Here is a 17,048-nt window from a genome sequence, read left to right on the forward strand (position 1 = left end):
TCTGCTTACTACAATCTTTCTATCTAGTGTAACAAAAAAGCAGTAATTTTTCAACTGCTCTTTCTTATTTATTTTGCATAATCAACTGCACGAAGTTCACGAATCACGGTTACCTTGATATTTCCTGGGTAATCGAGATTGTTTTCGATTTTCTCACGAACTTTGTGAGCCAAGATTGTGACCTTGTCGTCCTTGATTTGACCTGGATTTACCATAATGCGGATTTCGCGACCAGCTTGAAGGGCAAAGCTGTTTTGAACACCTTCAAAGCTATTAGCAATTTCTTCAAGATCATGGAGACGTTTGATGTAGCTTTCGAGTGACTCACTACGAGCTCCTGGACGGGCTGCGCTTAAGGCATCCGCTGCAGCAACGATAACTGCAATCACACTTTCAGGTTCCACATCTCCGTGGTGACTGGCAATCGTGTTAATCACAACTGGATGCTCCTTGTACTTGCGAGCCAATTCTGTACCAATCTCAACGTGGCTGCCTTCTACCTCACGGTCAATGGCTTTACCAATATCGTGGAGGAATCCTGCACGACGGGCAAGTGCGGCATTTTCACCAAGTTCGCTGGCCATGATACCAGCCAACTTAGCAACTTCAATCGAATGACGCAAGACATTTTGTCCGTATGAAGTACGGAACTGCAGGCGACCCATGATCTTCATCAAGTCAGGGTGAAGGTTCGGCGCACCAATTTCATAGGCTGCAGCTTCACCATATTCACGAATCTTGTTATCAATCTCTTGACGGTTTTTCTCAACCAACTCTTCGATACGAGCTGGGTGAATTCGTCCATCCTTAAGCAAGGTTTCCATAGTCATACGGGCAATCTCGCGACGGATAGGATCAAAACCTGACAAGGTTACCACTTCTGGCGTATCATCAATGATGACATCAACCCCTGTCAAACTTTCAAAAGTACGGATGTTACGCCCTTCACGACCAATGATGCGACCTTTCATGGTATCATCAGGCAGATGAACCGTAGAGTTGGTAGACTCAGCCACATACTCACCAGCAATTCTCTGCATGGCCTGAGCCAAGATATCCTTAGCCAATTTGTCTGAACGTTCCTTGACTTCTTGCTCAGCCTCACGAATGCGACTAGCAATTTCCTTAGTCAAGTTTTCCTCTGTCTGGGCCAAGATAATGTCTTTTGCTTCCGACTGAGTCAGACTTCCGACACGCTCTAGTTCAGCTTGCTTTTGTTTCTCAATTTCTTCTAGTTGCTCTTCACGTACATCAAGGTTTTTTGCTCTATCAGAAATACTTTGTTCTTTTTGTTCAAGTGTTTTTTCTTTGTTCGTTAAATTATCATCTTTACGGTCAAGACTGCTAGCACGTTCGGTCAAACGACTTTCGATTTGCTTGAGTTCTTGACGTTCTGATTTAAATTCAGCGTCCACTTCTTCACGGTATTTTCTGGCTTCTTCTTTGGCCTCCAATAGTGCTTCTTTTTTAAGAGACTTGCTTTCGCTCTTAGCTTCATTGAGTAATAAATCCGCTTCGCGCTCAGCTTGTCCTCGTAAATTAGTTGCTTCTTGTTCAGCATTTAAAAGCATCAACTCCGCAGCCTCTTGTGATGATTTCATCTTGACTGAGATGCTGACATATCCAATGACTAAACCAATGATGACGGCAAAAACAACAATCGCAATTGTCATGATTTCCATGTTTTTACCTCATTAAATTTGTTAATCCGAATGAATTACATTCTTATACATTTTACCACAAAAATTGATTTTTAACAAACCTTAATTTGAAGTTGTTTTGCTTATTTCGGGGATTAAAATCCTTATTTTCCCTAATAAACTAGGGTATTGTTACTAAGCAAATCTTTAAAGATTTTTTTACACACAAATTAGAAAAAGCCCACCTCTCAGTAGACTTAGTAATGATCCTTAAAGGATAAGAAAGCGACGCTATCACCATCCATCATATAGATAATGCGGTTTTCTGCATCAATGCGACGTGACCAAGCTCCTTGGTAATCATATTTGAGCGGTTCTGGTTTACCAATTCCTGTAAATGGATCGCATTGAATATCTTTGATTAGTTTGTTGATTCTTTTTAATGTTTTCTTATCTTGGTTTTGCCAATAGCAATAATCTGCCCAGGCATCTTCTGTAAACTTGAGTAGCATCCATCACTCCTCAATCACATGCACCTGAGTGTGTCCCGCACGAACTTGGGATATTCCTCGCAAGACCTTGTCAGAAAGCTCCTTGTTTTGAGCAACCCTCAGCGTTTCTTGAATTCTATCCCACTCACTCCTTGAAAGAACTACAATGTCCTCGTCAGGATTTTTATTGACCACAGTCAAAGGTTCAAACTCATCGTTTACCTTCTTCATATAGTCCTTTAAATGATTTCGGAATGTTGAGTAAAGAACTGCTTCCATAAGCATACCTCGTTTTACCTCTTTTCCACTATTATACACGAAAAGAAAAAAGTTGTCAGGAACTTGTACAAGATTTTTTTCTTTTCTATCTAGTTATTCGAAAAAAACTAAAAAAAGCCCACCTCTCAGTAGACTTAGTTTGTTTCGATTCTGATTGGCACTCTTCCAAAATTCTGTTCTGCTATACTTGATTTTCCCAGTTGGTAAATCTGATCTGCCTTTTGGGTCATGACATCCCAGGGTTCTTTGCCGATGCGGCTAACTAGTTGGACTTGGACTTTCAAGGATTTAAGATGTTGTCTGCCTTTTTCAGTGAAGCCAAGGACATGAATGGCTTCTGGCAGATTACTTTCTCTAGCCTGCACTAAAATATAGGTCAAGAGGCGTCTGACACGCGCCTTGGTGTAGCGTTTGGTAGCAACTACCTCGACCAATTCGTCAACAGACTGGGCTGTCTTGATAGCCTCCTTGATACGCACTGCCATTTCCTGATTGACCTGATAGATGGTGGTTAGGTCGGAATTTGACAAGATTTGATAGCGGAGCAAAGGAAAATAGTCATCCCAGCTCACCTTACTGACCTGCTCAAAAAGGTTAACAGAAGGCATAAAGCGTTCTAAGAAATCTTGGTCCTTCTGGTGTTGACGCAGAGCTGTCGCTGAGGCAAAGTCCACATCCTTGTTCACAGAATGATAGCCGGCTCCTTGACGCTGAATCGGATGAAGTCTGATATTTCGTCCTGCAACTGCCTTGGCGTAGGCGAGAGCAAGAACATGATTTGGCGTATCACCCGAAAAATCAAGATCTGCAAATTCCTTCCACATGGCTTGGGTTTTCTGAGGGTAGGAGAGGGAATCAGGTAGATTATCCAAAAAATCCTCCATCTCTTGACCACGCTCTGCATATAAGTCAGTAATTTTCTGGTAATCCAGAATTTCCTCCGTCCCAAAAGCTAGGCTGTCAATTCCTAACTGTGCCAAGATATCTACTGCTCCTTGTCCAAAGAAATCCGCCGCTTGAACACTGACTAAAAAAGGGAATTCTACTACCAGATCTGCCCCATTTTCCAGCGCCATCTGAGCCCGTGTCCACTTGTCCACGATAGCAGGCTCCCCACGTTGCATAAAATTCCCAGACATGGCAACGATTTTCAGTCCCTCTGCCTGTTCCAGCAGATATTTGTGTCCATTATGAAAGGGATTAAACTCCGCGATAATACCTGTGATGGTCATGCTAATCTCCTACTTCTGCGCCACAAAAAACCAACGGGTGCTAGTTTCTGTAGGTTCCTTATCCTCAAAGTCTGCGTAGAGTTTGAAGGATTTGAAACCAGCCTGTTCTAGCAAAATATCATAGGTCAAGACTTCGTAAGTTCGCTCCTCATGCACTTCGTCGTGTCGACTAAAGGAACCATCCGCTTCCTTGATAAAAAAGGTCAACTCATGCACGATAGAATGTGGTGCTGCATCCTCATAGGTATCCCAGAGCATGGCAAAGTCTTCTGCATTTTCATGGTAAGAATAGCCTGGAAAGACCTCGTCCGTCTGGTAGGTCGAATGTACATCAAAGATAAATACTCCATCTTCGTTGAGGGCATTATAGACTTCTTTAAAAACGTCCCCAACTTCCACCTCATCCTGCATGTAACAGATTGAATCGGAATAACAGGTTACAAAGTCGTATTGATCAGCCTTGGATAAATCCAGCATATTGCCTTCAATAAAATCAATCTTTTGCTTGGCTGAAGCCGCTCTCTTTTCGGCAATCTTCAACATATCCGCACTCAAATCAAGTCCAGTCACATCAAAACCAGCTTGAGAAAAGCGCACAGACTGGATCCCTGTACCACAAGCCAGCTCCAAGAGTTTCTTTCTCTCCTTAGTCTTTGGTAAATGACGGAGGGAAAAATCCGTCCATTTATCGTATAAACTATCGTCCATCACAGCATCGTAAACAGCCGCAAACGTTTCATAAGTCGCCATAAAACATGATACCAAGTCCGCCCGTAATTCGATAGAAAATTAGGAGCCTGACAATGGAGCCGAGCTCCAAGGAAGGCTGTCTATTTTCCGAGAATTACAGGACGGGTTCAAATCCTTTCTAACAATTTTCTTCTAAAATAAGCAAAGAAACTCAGTTGACTACAACTGAGTTCAATTGAAGACAAAGTCTTTTTAAGACTTTCCTTAGGTGATTTCGGACGTCTGCGACCTTCTTCGAAGTTCCAAGACTTAGTTTTGAGCCCTTCGTTTTTCATCTCTAAACTCAGGCTAAAACAGTTCCCCGAACTGTTTTACTCTCAAAACTCCCGACTTCTTGAAACATTATCGTTTCAAGAAGTTTTATCACAACGGAAAGTCTCGGTAATTTCTCACTTCTCACTCAGAAAACAAGAATAATCTCAATACATTGTCGAATTTCAAAGCAATTTCCACCCGAAGTTCAAGTCATCTACTAAGCCAAGGTTTCAGATAAATCTACTGAATTCGCCTCATGCCATAGTTTTTCTAAGTTATAGTGGGCACGCATTTCTTCTGAGAAGATATGCACAACGACTCCACCAAGGTCTAGCAAGACCCAGCCACCAGCTGCATCGCCTTCAACGTGACTACCTTTAAAGCCCGCGTGGGCTACTTTTTCACGGATATTTTCAGCGATAGCGTCCAATTGACGGCTATTCATTGAGCTAGTGATAACAAAGTAATCTGTTACACTGGTCAATTCTTGTACGTCAAGTGCGAGGATATCCTCCGCACGTTTCTCATCAGCCGCTTTCACGACTAGTTCTAATAATTCTTTTTCGTTCATTTAGTCCTCTTTCAAATAGTGCACATAGGCGTTATAGGTTTCAAGGGTTTGGGGATAGATAGGAAATCCCTGGTGAGCCAAATGCTCCACAGTACGAGCTGTTTCGTAGGCCACAGCCTTATTGAGCGATTGCTCAGCAATCTCACGCGCCTGGTCCACTCCCGGAAAAGCACGATTGTGCTCGATGTAGTCTGCGACGTAGATAACCTTATCAAGGTCCGTCATCTGACCAGCTCCAACTGTATGAATTTCAATAGCTCGTAGGATTTCAGAATCTTGTAAATCCAAATCTTCCTGAATCTTGTAGATACCGACCATGCCATGCCAGACATTATTGCCCCAGTTTTTAAGGCCTGGATCTAGTTTATATCGATCAATCAAATCTAGAAACTCTTGATCAGATAGCTTTTTAGCATAGTCATGAAGGAGACCAGCTAAACCAGCTTTCTCAACATCCACACCAAAACGCTGAGCCAATTCAATGGCTGCATGCTCTACACCCAGACAATGGGTTAAACGTTTTTCAGGTAGGAGCTCTGCCATTTTTTCCAACAATTCTTCACGCGAACAGTTGATATAGTCTTGGTATGCCATCAGTAAAGCCCTTCTTTCTCAATATAGTCTAGCACTGGTTTTGGCAAGAGAAAGTTAGGTGTGCGACCTTGGGCGATGAAATCACGTACCATACTGGATGAAATATCCATGAGAGGCACATCCACCCAGATGACTGGATAAGAAGTCCCAGCCTTGTATCGTGGTCGCTGAACTCCTACAAACTGAACGAGGTCGACCAGTTCATCAATTCTATACCATTTGGGTAAATAGTCTACCATGTCAGCACCGATGATAAAGTAATAATCTGTATCTGGATTCTTCTCTGTTAGAAGCTTCATGGTGTCGTAGGTGTAGGAAATACCCTTACGCTCCAGCTCGATGGTCTCAATAGCTAAACCTTCGATTCCGTCAATTGCCAATTCAAGCATCTTGAGGCGGTAGTGTTCAGAAATGGTTTCCTTTTTGTCTACGTGAGGCGGTTGATACTCAGGCATGAGCAGAACTTGATCCAATCCCAACTGCTGGCGCACTTGGTCTGCCACGATCAGGTGGGCATTGTGAACAGGGTTAAAATTTCCCCCTAAGATTCCAACTTGCTTACGTTTTTTATCCTTGATTTCTGGCTCTAACTCCACTTTTGTAAAGGGAGTTAATAATTCGATTGCCATAGGCTAATCTCCTTTAATCTTCTGTAAAAACAGTTTGGGAGTATATTTTTAGATTTCTTTAACTTTTTTAGAAATCTTACGATTTTCTTTCTTGCTTGATTGTTTATACAAAATCAAGATACGACCGATTTTTTGGACTGTATCCACACCGATTTCTTCTTCCAAGATTTCAGCTACTTCGTGGATATTTTCATCTGTGTTTTGCAAGAGAGTAACCTTGATCAATTCGCGGGCATCAAGAGCCTGACGAACGCTGGTTTTGATTTGGTCGTTGAGTCCATTTTTCCCGATTTGAATGATGGGTTTAAGGGTGTGTGCCTGGCTGTTGAGGAAGGCACGTTGTTTTGATGTTAATGACATAATTTCTTTAAAAGAGTTTCTTTTTATACTTTTCTGAAGTGGTTACGGACGTCAGCAAAGTCCTTTGGACTTTCATGACTAAAATTTGAGCCTAAGGTCTCAAATTTTCCGCAGTTGGTACAAGCTCTTGTACCAACTAACACCACGGCGAAAAGTATTCTTTATGGGGCTCGCCATGCTCGCCCAAATTCAGACAACCCTTTCCTTTCTGTGTTTAAATAATTGCTTTGCGTGTGACGACGGCGACGCCTTCTGGTGCCCAGACGGCGACTTTGGCGCTTCCTGTTACACGAATCCAGCCTAGTCCTGAGATCACTAGGTCTGTCTTATCCTTAATATTAAAGACATGCTGGACTAGTTTTGGAAAGTCCTCTTTTTCCTTGCTATTAGGTGGTGTAAGAAGGGTTCCAAGGTGCTTGTCGTAAAAGGCACTCGCCCCCTCGAGCTTGGTACGGTGAAGTTTGAGCTCATTGTCAAAGAAAGCTGTAAAGCCTTGCTTTTCTCCTGCAATGAAATCAAATCGTCCCAAGCCACCTAAAAATAGAGTCTGCTCTGGATTGAGCTGGTAAGTTTTAGGTTTGATTTCCTTTTTAGGACTGACATACTTGAGATTTTTAGCCGTCAAGTAGTGGGCCATCTGATGACGATGGATAATTCCCGGCGTATCGTAAATATAAGATCCGTCATCAAGCGGAATCTCAATCTTGTCCAAGGTTGTCCCTGGGAAGCGTGAAGTCGTAATGACATTTTGGTCACCCGTAATTTCCTGGATAATAGCATTGATAAGAGTTGATTTCCCAACATTGGTAACCCCAACTACATAGACGTCACGACCCTTACGGTAGTGCTCAATTTTCTCAATGACTTCCTTGATGGCATGCTTGTTTTGTGCTGAAGTCAGGACGACATCGACTGGACGAAGACCTTCTTCGTGGGCACGTTCCATAAGCCATTGGCTAATCTTGCCTGGTTTAACTGACTTGGGCAGAATATCTTTTTTATTACCAACCAAGAGCACATCATTACCTGATACAAAGCGTGGCAAGCCTGGAATGACAGAACCATTAAAGTCAAAGATATCAATGACATTGACCACCAAGGCATCACTGTCTCCAACTTCGTGTAAGAGTTTGAGGAAATCATCATCCGTCAACTGGACATCAGTGATTTCATTGTAGTGGCGGAGACGGAAACAGCGTTGACAATAGACTTCACCAGTTTCCAAACCTTTTTCGAGTGCTGACTGAGGCGTAAATCCTAGACCAGTCTTATCTGTCGTCTGAATAGTTGCTCCACAACCAATACAGAGTATTTCTTCCATAGTTAGATTCCTTTTTTATATGTGATAGGGCCGTACTTTTCAGCGATTTTTCTCATCACACGACGCTCACGAGCTCGGTTAATCTGAGTCTTAATAGAGTCGTGCTGGACCAAGGGTTTAACCAAAATCGAACGAATACCTGCTCGGTGGGCTGCTCGAATATCCGTCATCAGTTGGTCGCCAACCATGACCACTTGGTCTTTTTCATAGTGGAAATGTTTCATGGCACGGTTAATTCCTAAAGTAAAGGGCTTCAGTGCCCAGTAAACATAATCAATGTCAAATTTTTCAACTGCTCGTTTGACACGTTTGGGAGTATTGTTAGATACCACAATGATACGAATCCCAGCATCACGAAGGTCATGTAACCATTGCTTCATCTCTGCTGTTCCATCTGGATTATTCCAAGCAATCAAGGTATTATCCAGATCAACCAAAACAGCCTTGATGCCCTGCTCCTGCAGGCTTTGGACTGTCAGATCATAAACTGCTTCCACAGCAAAATCTGGCATATAATTTTCAATCGCCATTCTGGCTCCTTTTCTTTCTATTTTTTAGTTTCTAGCAATTTTCTTTAGATACTGAGCCAAGATTGCCCATAAAATTAAACTAGCAATCAAAATATATATCCAGGCATTAGGCTCTTCTGTAAATGGCAGAGGGACATTCATTCCGAAAAATCCTGTAATGACTGCAAGAATGGCTAGCAAAACTGAGATAATGGTCAAGGTTGTCAAATTATCATTCAGATTGTTGTTTAGGATATTATTGTAAGATCCTGAGAGTTGTTGTAAAACCTGGGAAATCAAATCTGTCATGGACACCAACTGATGAGCTTCAATCATAGCATCATCAAACTGCTCTCTTTCCACTTCGTTAAAGTTCCGATAAAGCGCATGTCCTTGGATATGCTCCAAGAGGAGGCGATTTTGTTTAGCCGCAGCTGTCAAGTAAACCATACCAGTTTCCAAGTCAGAGAGGGCAAAGAGATTTTTTTTAGTGGTTGTTTGACGCAACAAGGCACTGATTTCATCCTTACTTTTATCCATCTGTTCAATGACAGGATAATAAGCATTGCTGATAAGCTCTAAACCGGCAAATAGAAACTTGTAGATTGAAATGATTTCATGATTTTCAAGATAGCCTAGCATCTGATCAATGACATAAGCGTTCTTATGATTGCTGATGGTAATCATTCGTTGTTTTTCCACGATAAAGGTCATAGGAATGGCTTCATAGTATTCCTTGTCCTTCTCTAAGTCAAGAACGTTGTAAATAAAGGTCACTGTCCCATTTTCACGATTATAATCCATGTGGGCTCGTTCGTTTCTATCCAGCGCATACTCGATGGTTTCTTTATCCAATCCATAGATTTCTGATAAATCTTCGAGATTTTTGATGATTTCCACATCTAGATTAATCCAGGTACAACCATTCCCTAACTGCTTATCTAAAAACATCGTTTCTCCTTTACCAAACTCTTTCTATTGTACCATAAATCAAGTAAAATTTCAGTTCTCTTCTTTTCTTGAAAAATTGCTAACGACGGTGATATTGCGGTTAGGAACAAAGTGGAGGGCTTGGTCATCACTTCTCAGTTGAGTCGTCCGAATTCCAACACTGACAACTTTACCTGATACGGTAATCGGACCATTGGTCAAAACAACCTCATCTCCCACATCCAACTGACGTTCAAAGAGAATAAAGAAGCCGTTGATGACGTCTGATAGAAAGCCTTGTGCTCCCATACCGATAGCTACCCCAGCAATTCCTGCACCTGCAAGCAGGCTAGAGACAGGTAAACCTAGAATGGATAAAATACAGTAAATCAAAAAGAAATAAAGTGTGTAGTTGAAAATATTTTCAAGCAAACGAGAAATGGTCTTTTGTCTACCTGCATCACGATTTGAAAACTTAAGTGAAGGTTTAACAATCTTTCCTACAGCAACATGGAGGAACTTTTTAGCTATGTAAAATAGAAGAATGAGAAGTAAAAGAGAAATCACCTTGGTCAAGAGATTCTCTAAAACAGTTGTCAGATCTAATTTATCCAGATATCGTTGAAAAAATTCTTGCATACAAAACTCCTTTCCTTTTCATTATACCATAAATCTACCAGGCTATTATTTTCATAAATATTCATTTGTTTTATGTAAATTTACAACTAACTTGCTTTTCAAGCATATTTATACTATAATCATAAACAATACACAGTAAGGAGGCCTCTATGAAAAGAATCATTCGTGCTTGGAATAAAACAAATCTGATCAAAAGAATAGGGATCGGAATGACCATAGGAGCTATCCTCGGCCTATTCGTTCCCAATGTCTCCGGAATCGGTTTACTTGGAGATTTATTTGTAGGAGGCCTTAAGGCTATTGCTCCTATCCTGGTCTTTGCCCTCGTTGCTAACGCCCTCTCTCAACACCAAAAAGGCCAAGATAGTAATATGAGAACGGTCATTTTCCTCTATTTACTTGGAACTTTTGCTGCGGCTCTTGTGGCGGTTATGGCCAGCTTTCTCTTTCCTGTTCAGATTGTCTTAAGTAGCGCTAGCACTGAAGTTTCTCCTCCAGATGGTATCGGTCAAGTCCTTAGCAATCTCCTACTAAAAGTCGTAGACAATCCTGTCAATGCGCTTATTCAAGCTAACTATATCGGGATTCTATCTTGGGCTGTAGTTTTCGGGATTGCCATGAGAGAAGCTAGCAAGACGAGTAAAGAGCTCCTCAAAACAATGGCCAGTGTTACTTCAAAAATTGTCGAATGGATTATTAACCTGGCGCCCTTTGGTATCCTGGGTTTGGTCTTCAAAACCATCTCAGACCAAGGTATCGCTAGTTTAGCAAATTACGGAATCCTACTCGGACTTTTGATTGCCACTATGGTTTTCGTTGCCCTAGTGATCAATCCTCTGATTGCTTTTCTCTTTATCAAGAGAAATCCTTATCCTCTAGTCTGGAAATGCTTGCGTATCAGTGGTGTCACCGCCTTTTTCACACGTAGCTCTGCAGCCAACATCCCAGTCAATATGAAACTATGTAAAGATCTTGGACTCAATCCTGATACTTACTCTGTCTCAATCCCACTTGGATCAACCATCAATATGGCTGGCGCTGCTATTACTATCAACATCTTAACCCTCGCAGCAGTCAATACACTTGGAATCTCTGTTGATTTTGCAACTGCCTTTGTACTCAGTATCGTTGCAGCTATCTCAGCCTGTGGGGCTTCTGGTATTGCGGGTGGCTCACTCCTTCTCATCCCTGTCGCTTGTAGCCTCTTTGGTATTTCAAACGATATTGCCATGCAGGTTGTGGGGGTAGGATTTGTCATCGGTGTTATCCAAGACTCTTGCGAAACAGCCCTCAACTCTTCAACCGATGTGCTCTTTACAGCAGTTGCCGAATTTGCTTCTGCTCGAAAAAAATAATCAAGGGCGGTGGGACAGAAATCGATAGACAAAGTCTCGATTTCGTAGTCCCAGCCCCGCGAGGATGATTAGGAGCTTTTTGGAGTCTAAAAGACGAACAAAAAGTTCAATCAGCTACCGCGTCAAAGTTTGATTGCTGATAAAAAGTGAGGTCGGGATGTTTTGTCCCAACCTCTTTGTCTGGTTTCTATCATTCAGTTTAGGAAATGTCTCATGTCTATCACCCAACGTACTTTTAAACTTGTTCTAGCTACTTGTCTAGCCTGTGTTCTAGCCTACTTTCTTGATTTATCTTCGGCTGTTTCTGCTGGTATCATCGCCCTTTTGAGCTTATCAGATACCCGTAGAAGCACTATTAAGCTGGCTAAAAACCGATTATTCTCAACCCTGCTAGCTCTGTCTATCGGTGTTCTGGCCTTTCAACTGACTGGCTACCATATTTGGAGTTTTGGTCTCTATCTCGCCCTCTATGTCCCTCTTGCCTACAAATTCGGCTGGGAAATTGGGATTACCCCTAGTAGTGTCTTGGTCAGTCATCTCTTGGTTCAAGAGTCTACCTCACCAGAACTACTAGCGAATGAACTCCTCCTATTTCTCATCGGTACCAGCTTTGCCTTGACTGTCAATCTCTATATGCCTTCTCGGCAAAAAGAGATCTATCTCTATCATCTCAAGGTAGAAGAAAAACTCAAGCATATCCTACTTCGTTTTGAATATTACCTTGGAAAAGGTGATGGCCGAAACCGTGCACAACTTATTGAAGAACTGGACCAACTCCTCGAAGAAGCTCTCAAACTCGTCTATCTAGACCATTCGGATCATCTTTTTCACCAAACCGATTACCATATCCACTATTTTGAAATGAGACAGAGACAGAGTCGCATTCTTCGCAATATGGCCCAGCAAATCAACACCTGTAATCTAGCCGCAAGTGAAAGCCTGATCCTTGCTCAACTTTTTGCGAAAATTGCCGATCAACTCAGCCAGACCAATCCTGCCGATGATTTGCTAGTTGCTATCGAAGGCTATCTTGAAGTTTTTCGTCATCGCACGCTCCCAAAAACAAGAGAGGAATTTGAAACACGCGCAACCTTGCTCCAACTCCTACGCGAATTGGAAAACTTTATCCAACTGAAAGTTGATTTCTATCAACGCTATGCTAAAGAATATAGCGATTTATCTTAATAAACAAAACACCTTTTGAACCGCAAAAACTTGCAATTCAAAAGGTGTTTTTCTGTCTCGAACCTAGCTAACTAGTTAATCTTACTGAGTAGCAAAATTGCTATGAACTCCTAATGATAGACTTATCTTTCCCTTAAGAAGTATAGATGGAATTTCTAAACTCATTTGATTCCTTGAGATATGCCTTGTATATAGATTTTTTCAACTTCTGAACAGGAGTTTCAATGAAACGGTATTGTTTTTGACTGATATTTCCTGCTTTAATCTGAGCAAGTTCTTCTTTTACCGCTTCATCCATCAATTGCTTCATTCGTTCAGGGCTGGAAATCACTTCCTTCTTACCTTGATAGTCAATATCAAGAAAATTAAATATGATTTCTTTGTTACAGAGCAAAAAACCACAAGTAAAATCAGTTTTTCTGACTTCACTTGTGGTATGTTTTATAAATATCATTACTGAATTCAAGCAGAACTCCAAAACTATTTGCCTATCTCTTTTTCACCGACATTAAGGATATGTCTCGCAAACTAAAGTAAGTGAGAGCAAGCATAGCTACTGTGATAAAGAATTCTGTTGGCAGTTGGAAGATTTGTAAGATTGACAACATCAATAGAATCAATAGGGCAACAAAAGCAAATACTAGAATAACAATGTTGACTGTTCCCTTGATACTTTGAGGTGTCGCAAATACATAGAGTAAGAGTAATAAAATCCCTATGATTAAATAGACCATTTTCTGCTCTTTCTAGCTCTTATTCAGCTGATTTTTTCTTTTTGTTTGCTTTCTCACGCTCTGCCTTGTTAAGGATTTGTTTACGCAAACGGATAGACTCAGGCGTTACTTCCATGTACTCATCGTCGTTCAAGAACTCAAGAGACTCTTCAAGGGTCAAGATACGAGGAGTCTTGATAACTGCTGTTTGGTCCTTAGTAGCGGAACGAACGTTGGTCATTTGTTTCGCTTTAGTGATATTAACTGTCAAGTCATTTTCACGAGAGTTTTCACCGATGATCATTCCTTCGTAAACCTCAGTACCTGGGTTGACAAAGATAGTACCGCGTTCTTCGATAGACATGATTGAGTAAGTTGTAGCCTTACCAGCATCGATAGAAACAAGGGCACCACGGTGACGACCACCAATTTCACCTGGAATCAAAGGCAAGTATTGGTCGAAAGTATGGTTCATGATACCGTAACCACGAGTCATTGACAAGAACTCAGTTGAGTAACCAATCAAACCACGCGCAGGAACAAGGAAGACCAAACGAGTTTGACCATTACCAGTTGAGATCATATCCAACATTTCACCCTTACGTTCAGAAAGGCTTTGGATAACAGATCCTTGGTATTCTTCTGGAGTGTCGATTTGAACACGTTCAAATGGTTCACATTTAACACCGTCAATTTCTTTTACGATAACTTCTGGACGAGATACTTGAAGCTCATAACCTTCACGACGCATGGTTTCGATAAGAATGGACAAGTGCAATTCTCCACGTCCTGAAACAGTCCATTTATCTGGTGAATCTGTTGGTTCAACACGAAGAGATACGTCTGTTTGCAACTCAGCTTGAAGGCGCTCTTCAACCTTACGAGAAGTTACCCATTTACCTTCACGACCAGCAAATGGTGAGTTGTTGACCAAGAAGGTCATTTGAAGAGTAGGTTCGTCGATGTGAAGAACTGGAAGAGCTTCAACTGCATCTGTTGGAGTGATTGTTTCCCCAACGAAGATGTCTTCCATACCTGATACGGCAATCAAGTCACCAGCCTTAGCTTCTTGGATTTCACGACGTTCCAAACCAAAGAAACCAAAGAGTTTTGTAACACGGAAGTTCTTGGTTGTACCATCAAGTTTAGAAAGAGTAACTTGGTCTCCAACCTTCACTGTACCACGGAAGATACGTCCGATACCGATACGTCCTACGAAGTCATTATAGTCCAAGAGTGACACTTGGAATTGAAGGGGCTCATCAGAGTTATCAACTGGGGCAGGAATGTGTTCGATGATGGTATCAAAGATTGGCGCCATTGTTGCTTCCTGGTCGGCTGGATCATCAGACAATGAAGATGTACCGTTGATCGCTGACGCATAAACAACTGGGAAGTCAAGCTGATCATCATCCGCACCAAGCTCGATGAAAAGTTCCAAGACTTCATCTACAACCTCTGCTGGACGAGCTGATGGTTTGTCGATTTTATTGATAACAACGATTGGGACAAGGTCTTGTTCCAAAGCTTTTTTCAATACGAAACGAGTTTGAGGCATGGTTCCTTCATAAGAATCCACTACCAAGACAACACCGTCAACCATTTTCATGATACGTTCAACTTCTCCACCGAAGTCCGCGTGTCCTGGTGTGTCCATGATGTTGATGCGCGTGCCGTTATAAGCAACCGCTGTATTCTTAGCAAGGATGGTAATTCCACGCTCTTTTTCGATATCGTTTGAGTCCATAGCACGTTCAGCTAGTTCTGTACGAGCATCAAGAGTTGAAGATTGTTTCAACAATTCATCAACAAGGGTTGTTTTTCCGTGGTCAACGTGGGCAATAATAGCTACGTTACGGATATCTTCTCTTAATTTTGTCATGATTTCCTCTGTTATATTCAAAAATTTATTTTCTAACTGAACGATTATACCACAATTTTAGGCAAATGACTTAACTCAAGCAAGTGTAAATGTTTTCAAAAAAAATTTCTTTGCTTACCTTTTCTTTTCAAAAGAATCAACTTGTGATAAGATAGGCTGGTATGCGTTTAGATAGATTATTAGCCCAAGAAAAAATCAGCCGTAAGGGCATGAAACAAGCTCTTCTAAAAAAAGAAATCTTAGTTGATGGACTCCCTGCTACTTCCCTTGCACAAAATATTGATACAGGACTCCAAGAACTGATTTTCCAAGGCAGAAGAATTCAAGGATATGAACACACCTACCTCATGCTCCATAAGCCAAATGGAGTCGTGACTGCAAGCAAGGATAAGTTACTAACAACTGTCATGGATCTACTGCCTAAGCATCTCCAGTCAGAGCAACTTTACGCCATCGGTCGTCTGGATCGAGATACGACAGGACTTCTCCTCTTAACAGATAATGGTCCTCTAGGTTTTCAGCTCCTCCACCCTCAATATCATGTGGATAAAACTTACCAAGTTGAGGTTAATGGACCACTCACATCTGACCACATCCAGCAGTTTAGAGATGGGATTATCTTTCTTGATGGAACTGTTTGTAAAACCGCTCAACTTGAGATTCTGTCTTCAAGTCCAGCCGTCAGCAAAGCCACCATCACTATCTCGGAGGGCAAGTTCCATCAGGTTAAAAAAATGTTCCTCTCTGTTGGTGTCAAGGTCACTGCCCTAAAACGCACCCATTTTGGCCCTTGGAGTCTTGATGACAATCTTCAAGAAGGTGACTATCGACATCTAAACTCACAAGAATTGGCAATTATTCGTGACTTTCTTAGAAAAAGTGGTTAAAAAATGAGAGTGGGACAGAAATCGGTAATTCGGTAGAATTCGATTTCGTCGTCCCACCTCCGCACAGTTGAGTAGGGCTGTAAAAGTTGATGAAATCAGCGTAGTAGAGCCCACTCAACCACTGCGTCTTGCTCGACAATCCAAAGAAAATTGAGAGGCTAGGACTTTTGTCCCAGCCTCTTTTCTTATTTTTCAACTTTTACTTTCCCTGTCCAAGAATCCAATCCGTAAGACAGGATATAGATTTCTGAGAAACCTTGTTTTTTCAAGAAAAGTGCTGCATTTGTAACACGTTGCGCACGTTGGTTTTCATAAAGAAGAACTGGCTTATCTTTACGAAGAGCCGCAAGACTTGTCTTCAATTGGTTTGAAGGAATGTTACGAGCTCCAAGGATGTGTTTTTTGTGGAACTCGGCAGGATCACGCAAGTCAATCAACTGACCTGTACGAATCAAAGACTCAAACTCTGCATTGTCTACAATTTTTGCCGCACGACGAATACGAAGGTAGTTGTATCCCATCCATACCAACATCGCCACTATAAGTCCCCATAATACCCAAGTTACCATAATTTCTAATCTCCATTTTTTTCTAAATAGTCTAATTCTAACTTATGCTCTCTGCGAAGAACAGCCTCCGCTTCAAGATAATCCAGCTTATCCATCAAGCCAGCATCATAGATTCGAGAAAGTTCAATCTTCATCAGTTCAATGTCATAAAGACGTTTGCCCATATAGACAAGAATGCCGAACTGTTTGAGAAATTGTTGCACATCGTAGAGTGTTTTCATAGCTTTCATTTTAGCAAAAAATCAGAGTTTTTTCAA

Annotated in this window: 21 protein-coding genes; 3 read left to right on the forward strand and 18 right to left on the reverse strand. The window is 41.5% G+C overall.

The annotated features are described in order from the left end of the window. Window positions 1-68 precede the first annotated feature (68 nt). From QM887_RS03110 to QM887_RS03170, 13 genes are all read right to left on the reverse strand, one after another. Entirely contained in the window at window positions 69-1,682 is a 1,614-nt protein-coding gene (locus QM887_RS03110) for a ribonuclease Y (protein WP_414270437.1), read from the reverse strand. Between the two features lie 215 nt (window positions 1,683-1,897). Beyond that, a complete protein-coding gene (locus tag QM887_RS03115) occupies window positions 1,898-2,152 on the reverse strand; it encodes a Txe/YoeB family addiction module toxin (RefSeq protein ID WP_414270439.1) in 255 nt (84 codons plus the stop codon). Between the two features lie 3 nt (window positions 2,153-2,155). After that, complete coding sequence (locus tag QM887_RS03120) at window positions 2,156-2,410, reverse strand: type II toxin-antitoxin system Phd/YefM family antitoxin (RefSeq protein ID WP_414270440.1); 255 nt, start codon at window positions 2,408-2,410, stop codon at window positions 2,156-2,158. 134 nt (window positions 2,411-2,544) lie between these two features. Then, window positions 2,545-3,642 carry a nucleotidyltransferase gene (locus QM887_RS03125; protein ID WP_414270442.1) on the reverse strand — a complete coding sequence of 366 codons (1,098 nt, stop codon included), beginning with the start codon at window positions 3,640-3,642 and terminating at the stop codon, window positions 2,545-2,547. Between the two features lie 9 nt (window positions 3,643-3,651). After that, window positions 3,652-4,392: a class I SAM-dependent DNA methyltransferase gene (locus tag QM887_RS03130; protein WP_414270443.1), complete on the reverse strand. Its 741-nt coding sequence runs from the start codon at window positions 4,390-4,392 to the stop codon at window positions 3,652-3,654. A 472-nt stretch (window positions 4,393-4,864) separates the two neighbouring features. Beyond that, window positions 4,865-5,218 carry a ribosome silencing factor gene (gene rsfS / locus QM887_RS03135; RefSeq protein WP_414270445.1) on the reverse strand — a complete coding sequence of 118 codons (354 nt, stop codon included), beginning with the start codon at window positions 5,216-5,218 and terminating at the stop codon, window positions 4,865-4,867. Further along, window positions 5,219-5,812: a bis(5'-nucleosyl)-tetraphosphatase (symmetrical) YqeK gene (gene yqeK / locus QM887_RS03140; RefSeq protein WP_414270446.1), complete on the reverse strand. Its 594-nt coding sequence runs from the start codon at window positions 5,810-5,812 to the stop codon at window positions 5,219-5,221. Then, window positions 5,812-6,441: a nicotinate-nucleotide adenylyltransferase gene (locus tag QM887_RS03145; RefSeq protein WP_414270447.1), complete on the reverse strand. Its 630-nt coding sequence runs from the start codon at window positions 6,439-6,441 to the stop codon at window positions 5,812-5,814. The genes yqeK and QM887_RS03145 overlap by 1 nt, the downstream gene beginning before the upstream one ends. Window positions 6,442-6,489: 48 nt before the next feature. Then, entirely contained in the window at window positions 6,490-6,801 is a 312-nt protein-coding gene (gene yhbY / locus QM887_RS03150; RefSeq protein WP_000060171.1) for a ribosome assembly RNA-binding protein YhbY, read from the reverse strand. A gap of 214 nt (window positions 6,802-7,015) precedes the next feature. Continuing rightward, window positions 7,016-8,122: a ribosome biogenesis GTPase YqeH gene (gene yqeH / locus QM887_RS03155; protein WP_414270448.1), complete on the reverse strand. Its 1,107-nt coding sequence runs from the start codon at window positions 8,120-8,122 to the stop codon at window positions 7,016-7,018. Window positions 8,123-8,124: 2 nt separating this feature from the next. Further along, on the reverse strand, window positions 8,125-8,652 hold the full coding sequence (locus QM887_RS03160; RefSeq protein WP_281335335.1) for a YqeG family HAD IIIA-type phosphatase: 528 nt from the start codon (window positions 8,650-8,652) through the stop codon (window positions 8,125-8,127). 24 nt (window positions 8,653-8,676) lie between these two features. After that, window positions 8,677-9,582 (reverse strand): magnesium transporter CorA family protein, encoded by a 906-nt coding sequence (locus QM887_RS03165; protein ID WP_373114625.1) that lies wholly within the window; start codon window positions 9,580-9,582, stop codon window positions 8,677-8,679. A gap of 51 nt (window positions 9,583-9,633) precedes the next feature. Beyond that, the gene (locus QM887_RS03170) at window positions 9,634-10,200 is read right to left on the reverse strand and encodes a mechanosensitive ion channel family protein (RefSeq protein WP_001154834.1); all 567 of its coding nucleotides are present in this window, start codon (window positions 10,198-10,200) and stop codon (window positions 9,634-9,636) included. A 149-nt stretch (window positions 10,201-10,349) separates the two neighbouring features. Here QM887_RS03170 and sstT point away from each other — a divergent pair, with 149 nt between their 5' ends. Beyond that, window positions 10,350-11,555, forward strand: coding sequence for a serine/threonine transporter SstT (sstT, locus tag QM887_RS03175; protein ID WP_414270449.1), 1,206 nt, complete (start codon window positions 10,350-10,352; stop codon window positions 11,553-11,555). A gap of 213 nt (window positions 11,556-11,768) precedes the next feature. Next, entirely contained in the window at window positions 11,769-12,740 is a 972-nt protein-coding gene (locus QM887_RS03180; protein ID WP_414270450.1) for an aromatic acid exporter family protein, read from the forward strand. Window positions 12,741-12,873: 133 nt separating this feature from the next. Here the strand turns inward: QM887_RS03180 and QM887_RS03185 are convergent, their stop codons facing one another. From QM887_RS03185 to typA, 3 genes are read right to left on the reverse strand one after another with little or no spacing between them, the layout of a single operon-like run. Beyond that, window positions 12,874-13,206: a ZmpA/ZmpB/ZmpC family metallo-endopeptidase gene (locus QM887_RS03185; RefSeq protein WP_414270451.1), complete on the reverse strand. Its 333-nt coding sequence runs from the start codon at window positions 13,204-13,206 to the stop codon at window positions 12,874-12,876. 22 nt (window positions 13,207-13,228) lie between these two features. After that, window positions 13,229-13,474, reverse strand: a complete 246-nt coding sequence (locus QM887_RS03190; protein ID WP_075229332.1) for a DUF3165 family protein — start codon at window positions 13,472-13,474, stop codon at window positions 13,229-13,231. Window positions 13,475-13,493: 19 nt separating this feature from the next. Then, the gene (gene typA, locus QM887_RS03195; RefSeq protein WP_075229333.1) at window positions 13,494-15,335 is read right to left on the reverse strand and encodes a translational GTPase TypA; all 1,842 of its coding nucleotides are present in this window, start codon (window positions 15,333-15,335) and stop codon (window positions 13,494-13,496) included. A gap of 161 nt (window positions 15,336-15,496) precedes the next feature. Between typA and QM887_RS03200 the strand changes: the two genes are divergently transcribed. Beyond that, window positions 15,497-16,222, forward strand: a complete 726-nt coding sequence (locus QM887_RS03200; protein ID WP_414270452.1) for a pseudouridine synthase — start codon at window positions 15,497-15,499, stop codon at window positions 16,220-16,222. Window positions 16,223-16,407: 185 nt separating this feature from the next. On the opposite strand, the gene QM887_RS03205 is transcribed toward QM887_RS03200, so the two are convergent. Continuing rightward, the gene (locus QM887_RS03205) at window positions 16,408-16,791 is read right to left on the reverse strand and encodes a rhodanese-like domain-containing protein (protein ID WP_414270453.1); all 384 of its coding nucleotides are present in this window, start codon (window positions 16,789-16,791) and stop codon (window positions 16,408-16,410) included. A gap of 5 nt (window positions 16,792-16,796) precedes the next feature. Beyond that, complete coding sequence (locus QM887_RS03210) at window positions 16,797-17,021, reverse strand: YqgQ family protein (RefSeq protein ID WP_024053574.1); 225 nt, start codon at window positions 17,019-17,021, stop codon at window positions 16,797-16,799. Window positions 17,022-17,048: the final 27 nt, after the last annotated feature.

The organism is Streptococcus infantis, assembly GCF_047460875.1.
Classification (GTDB): domain Bacteria; phylum Bacillota; class Bacilli; order Lactobacillales; family Streptococcaceae; genus Streptococcus; species Streptococcus infantis_AA.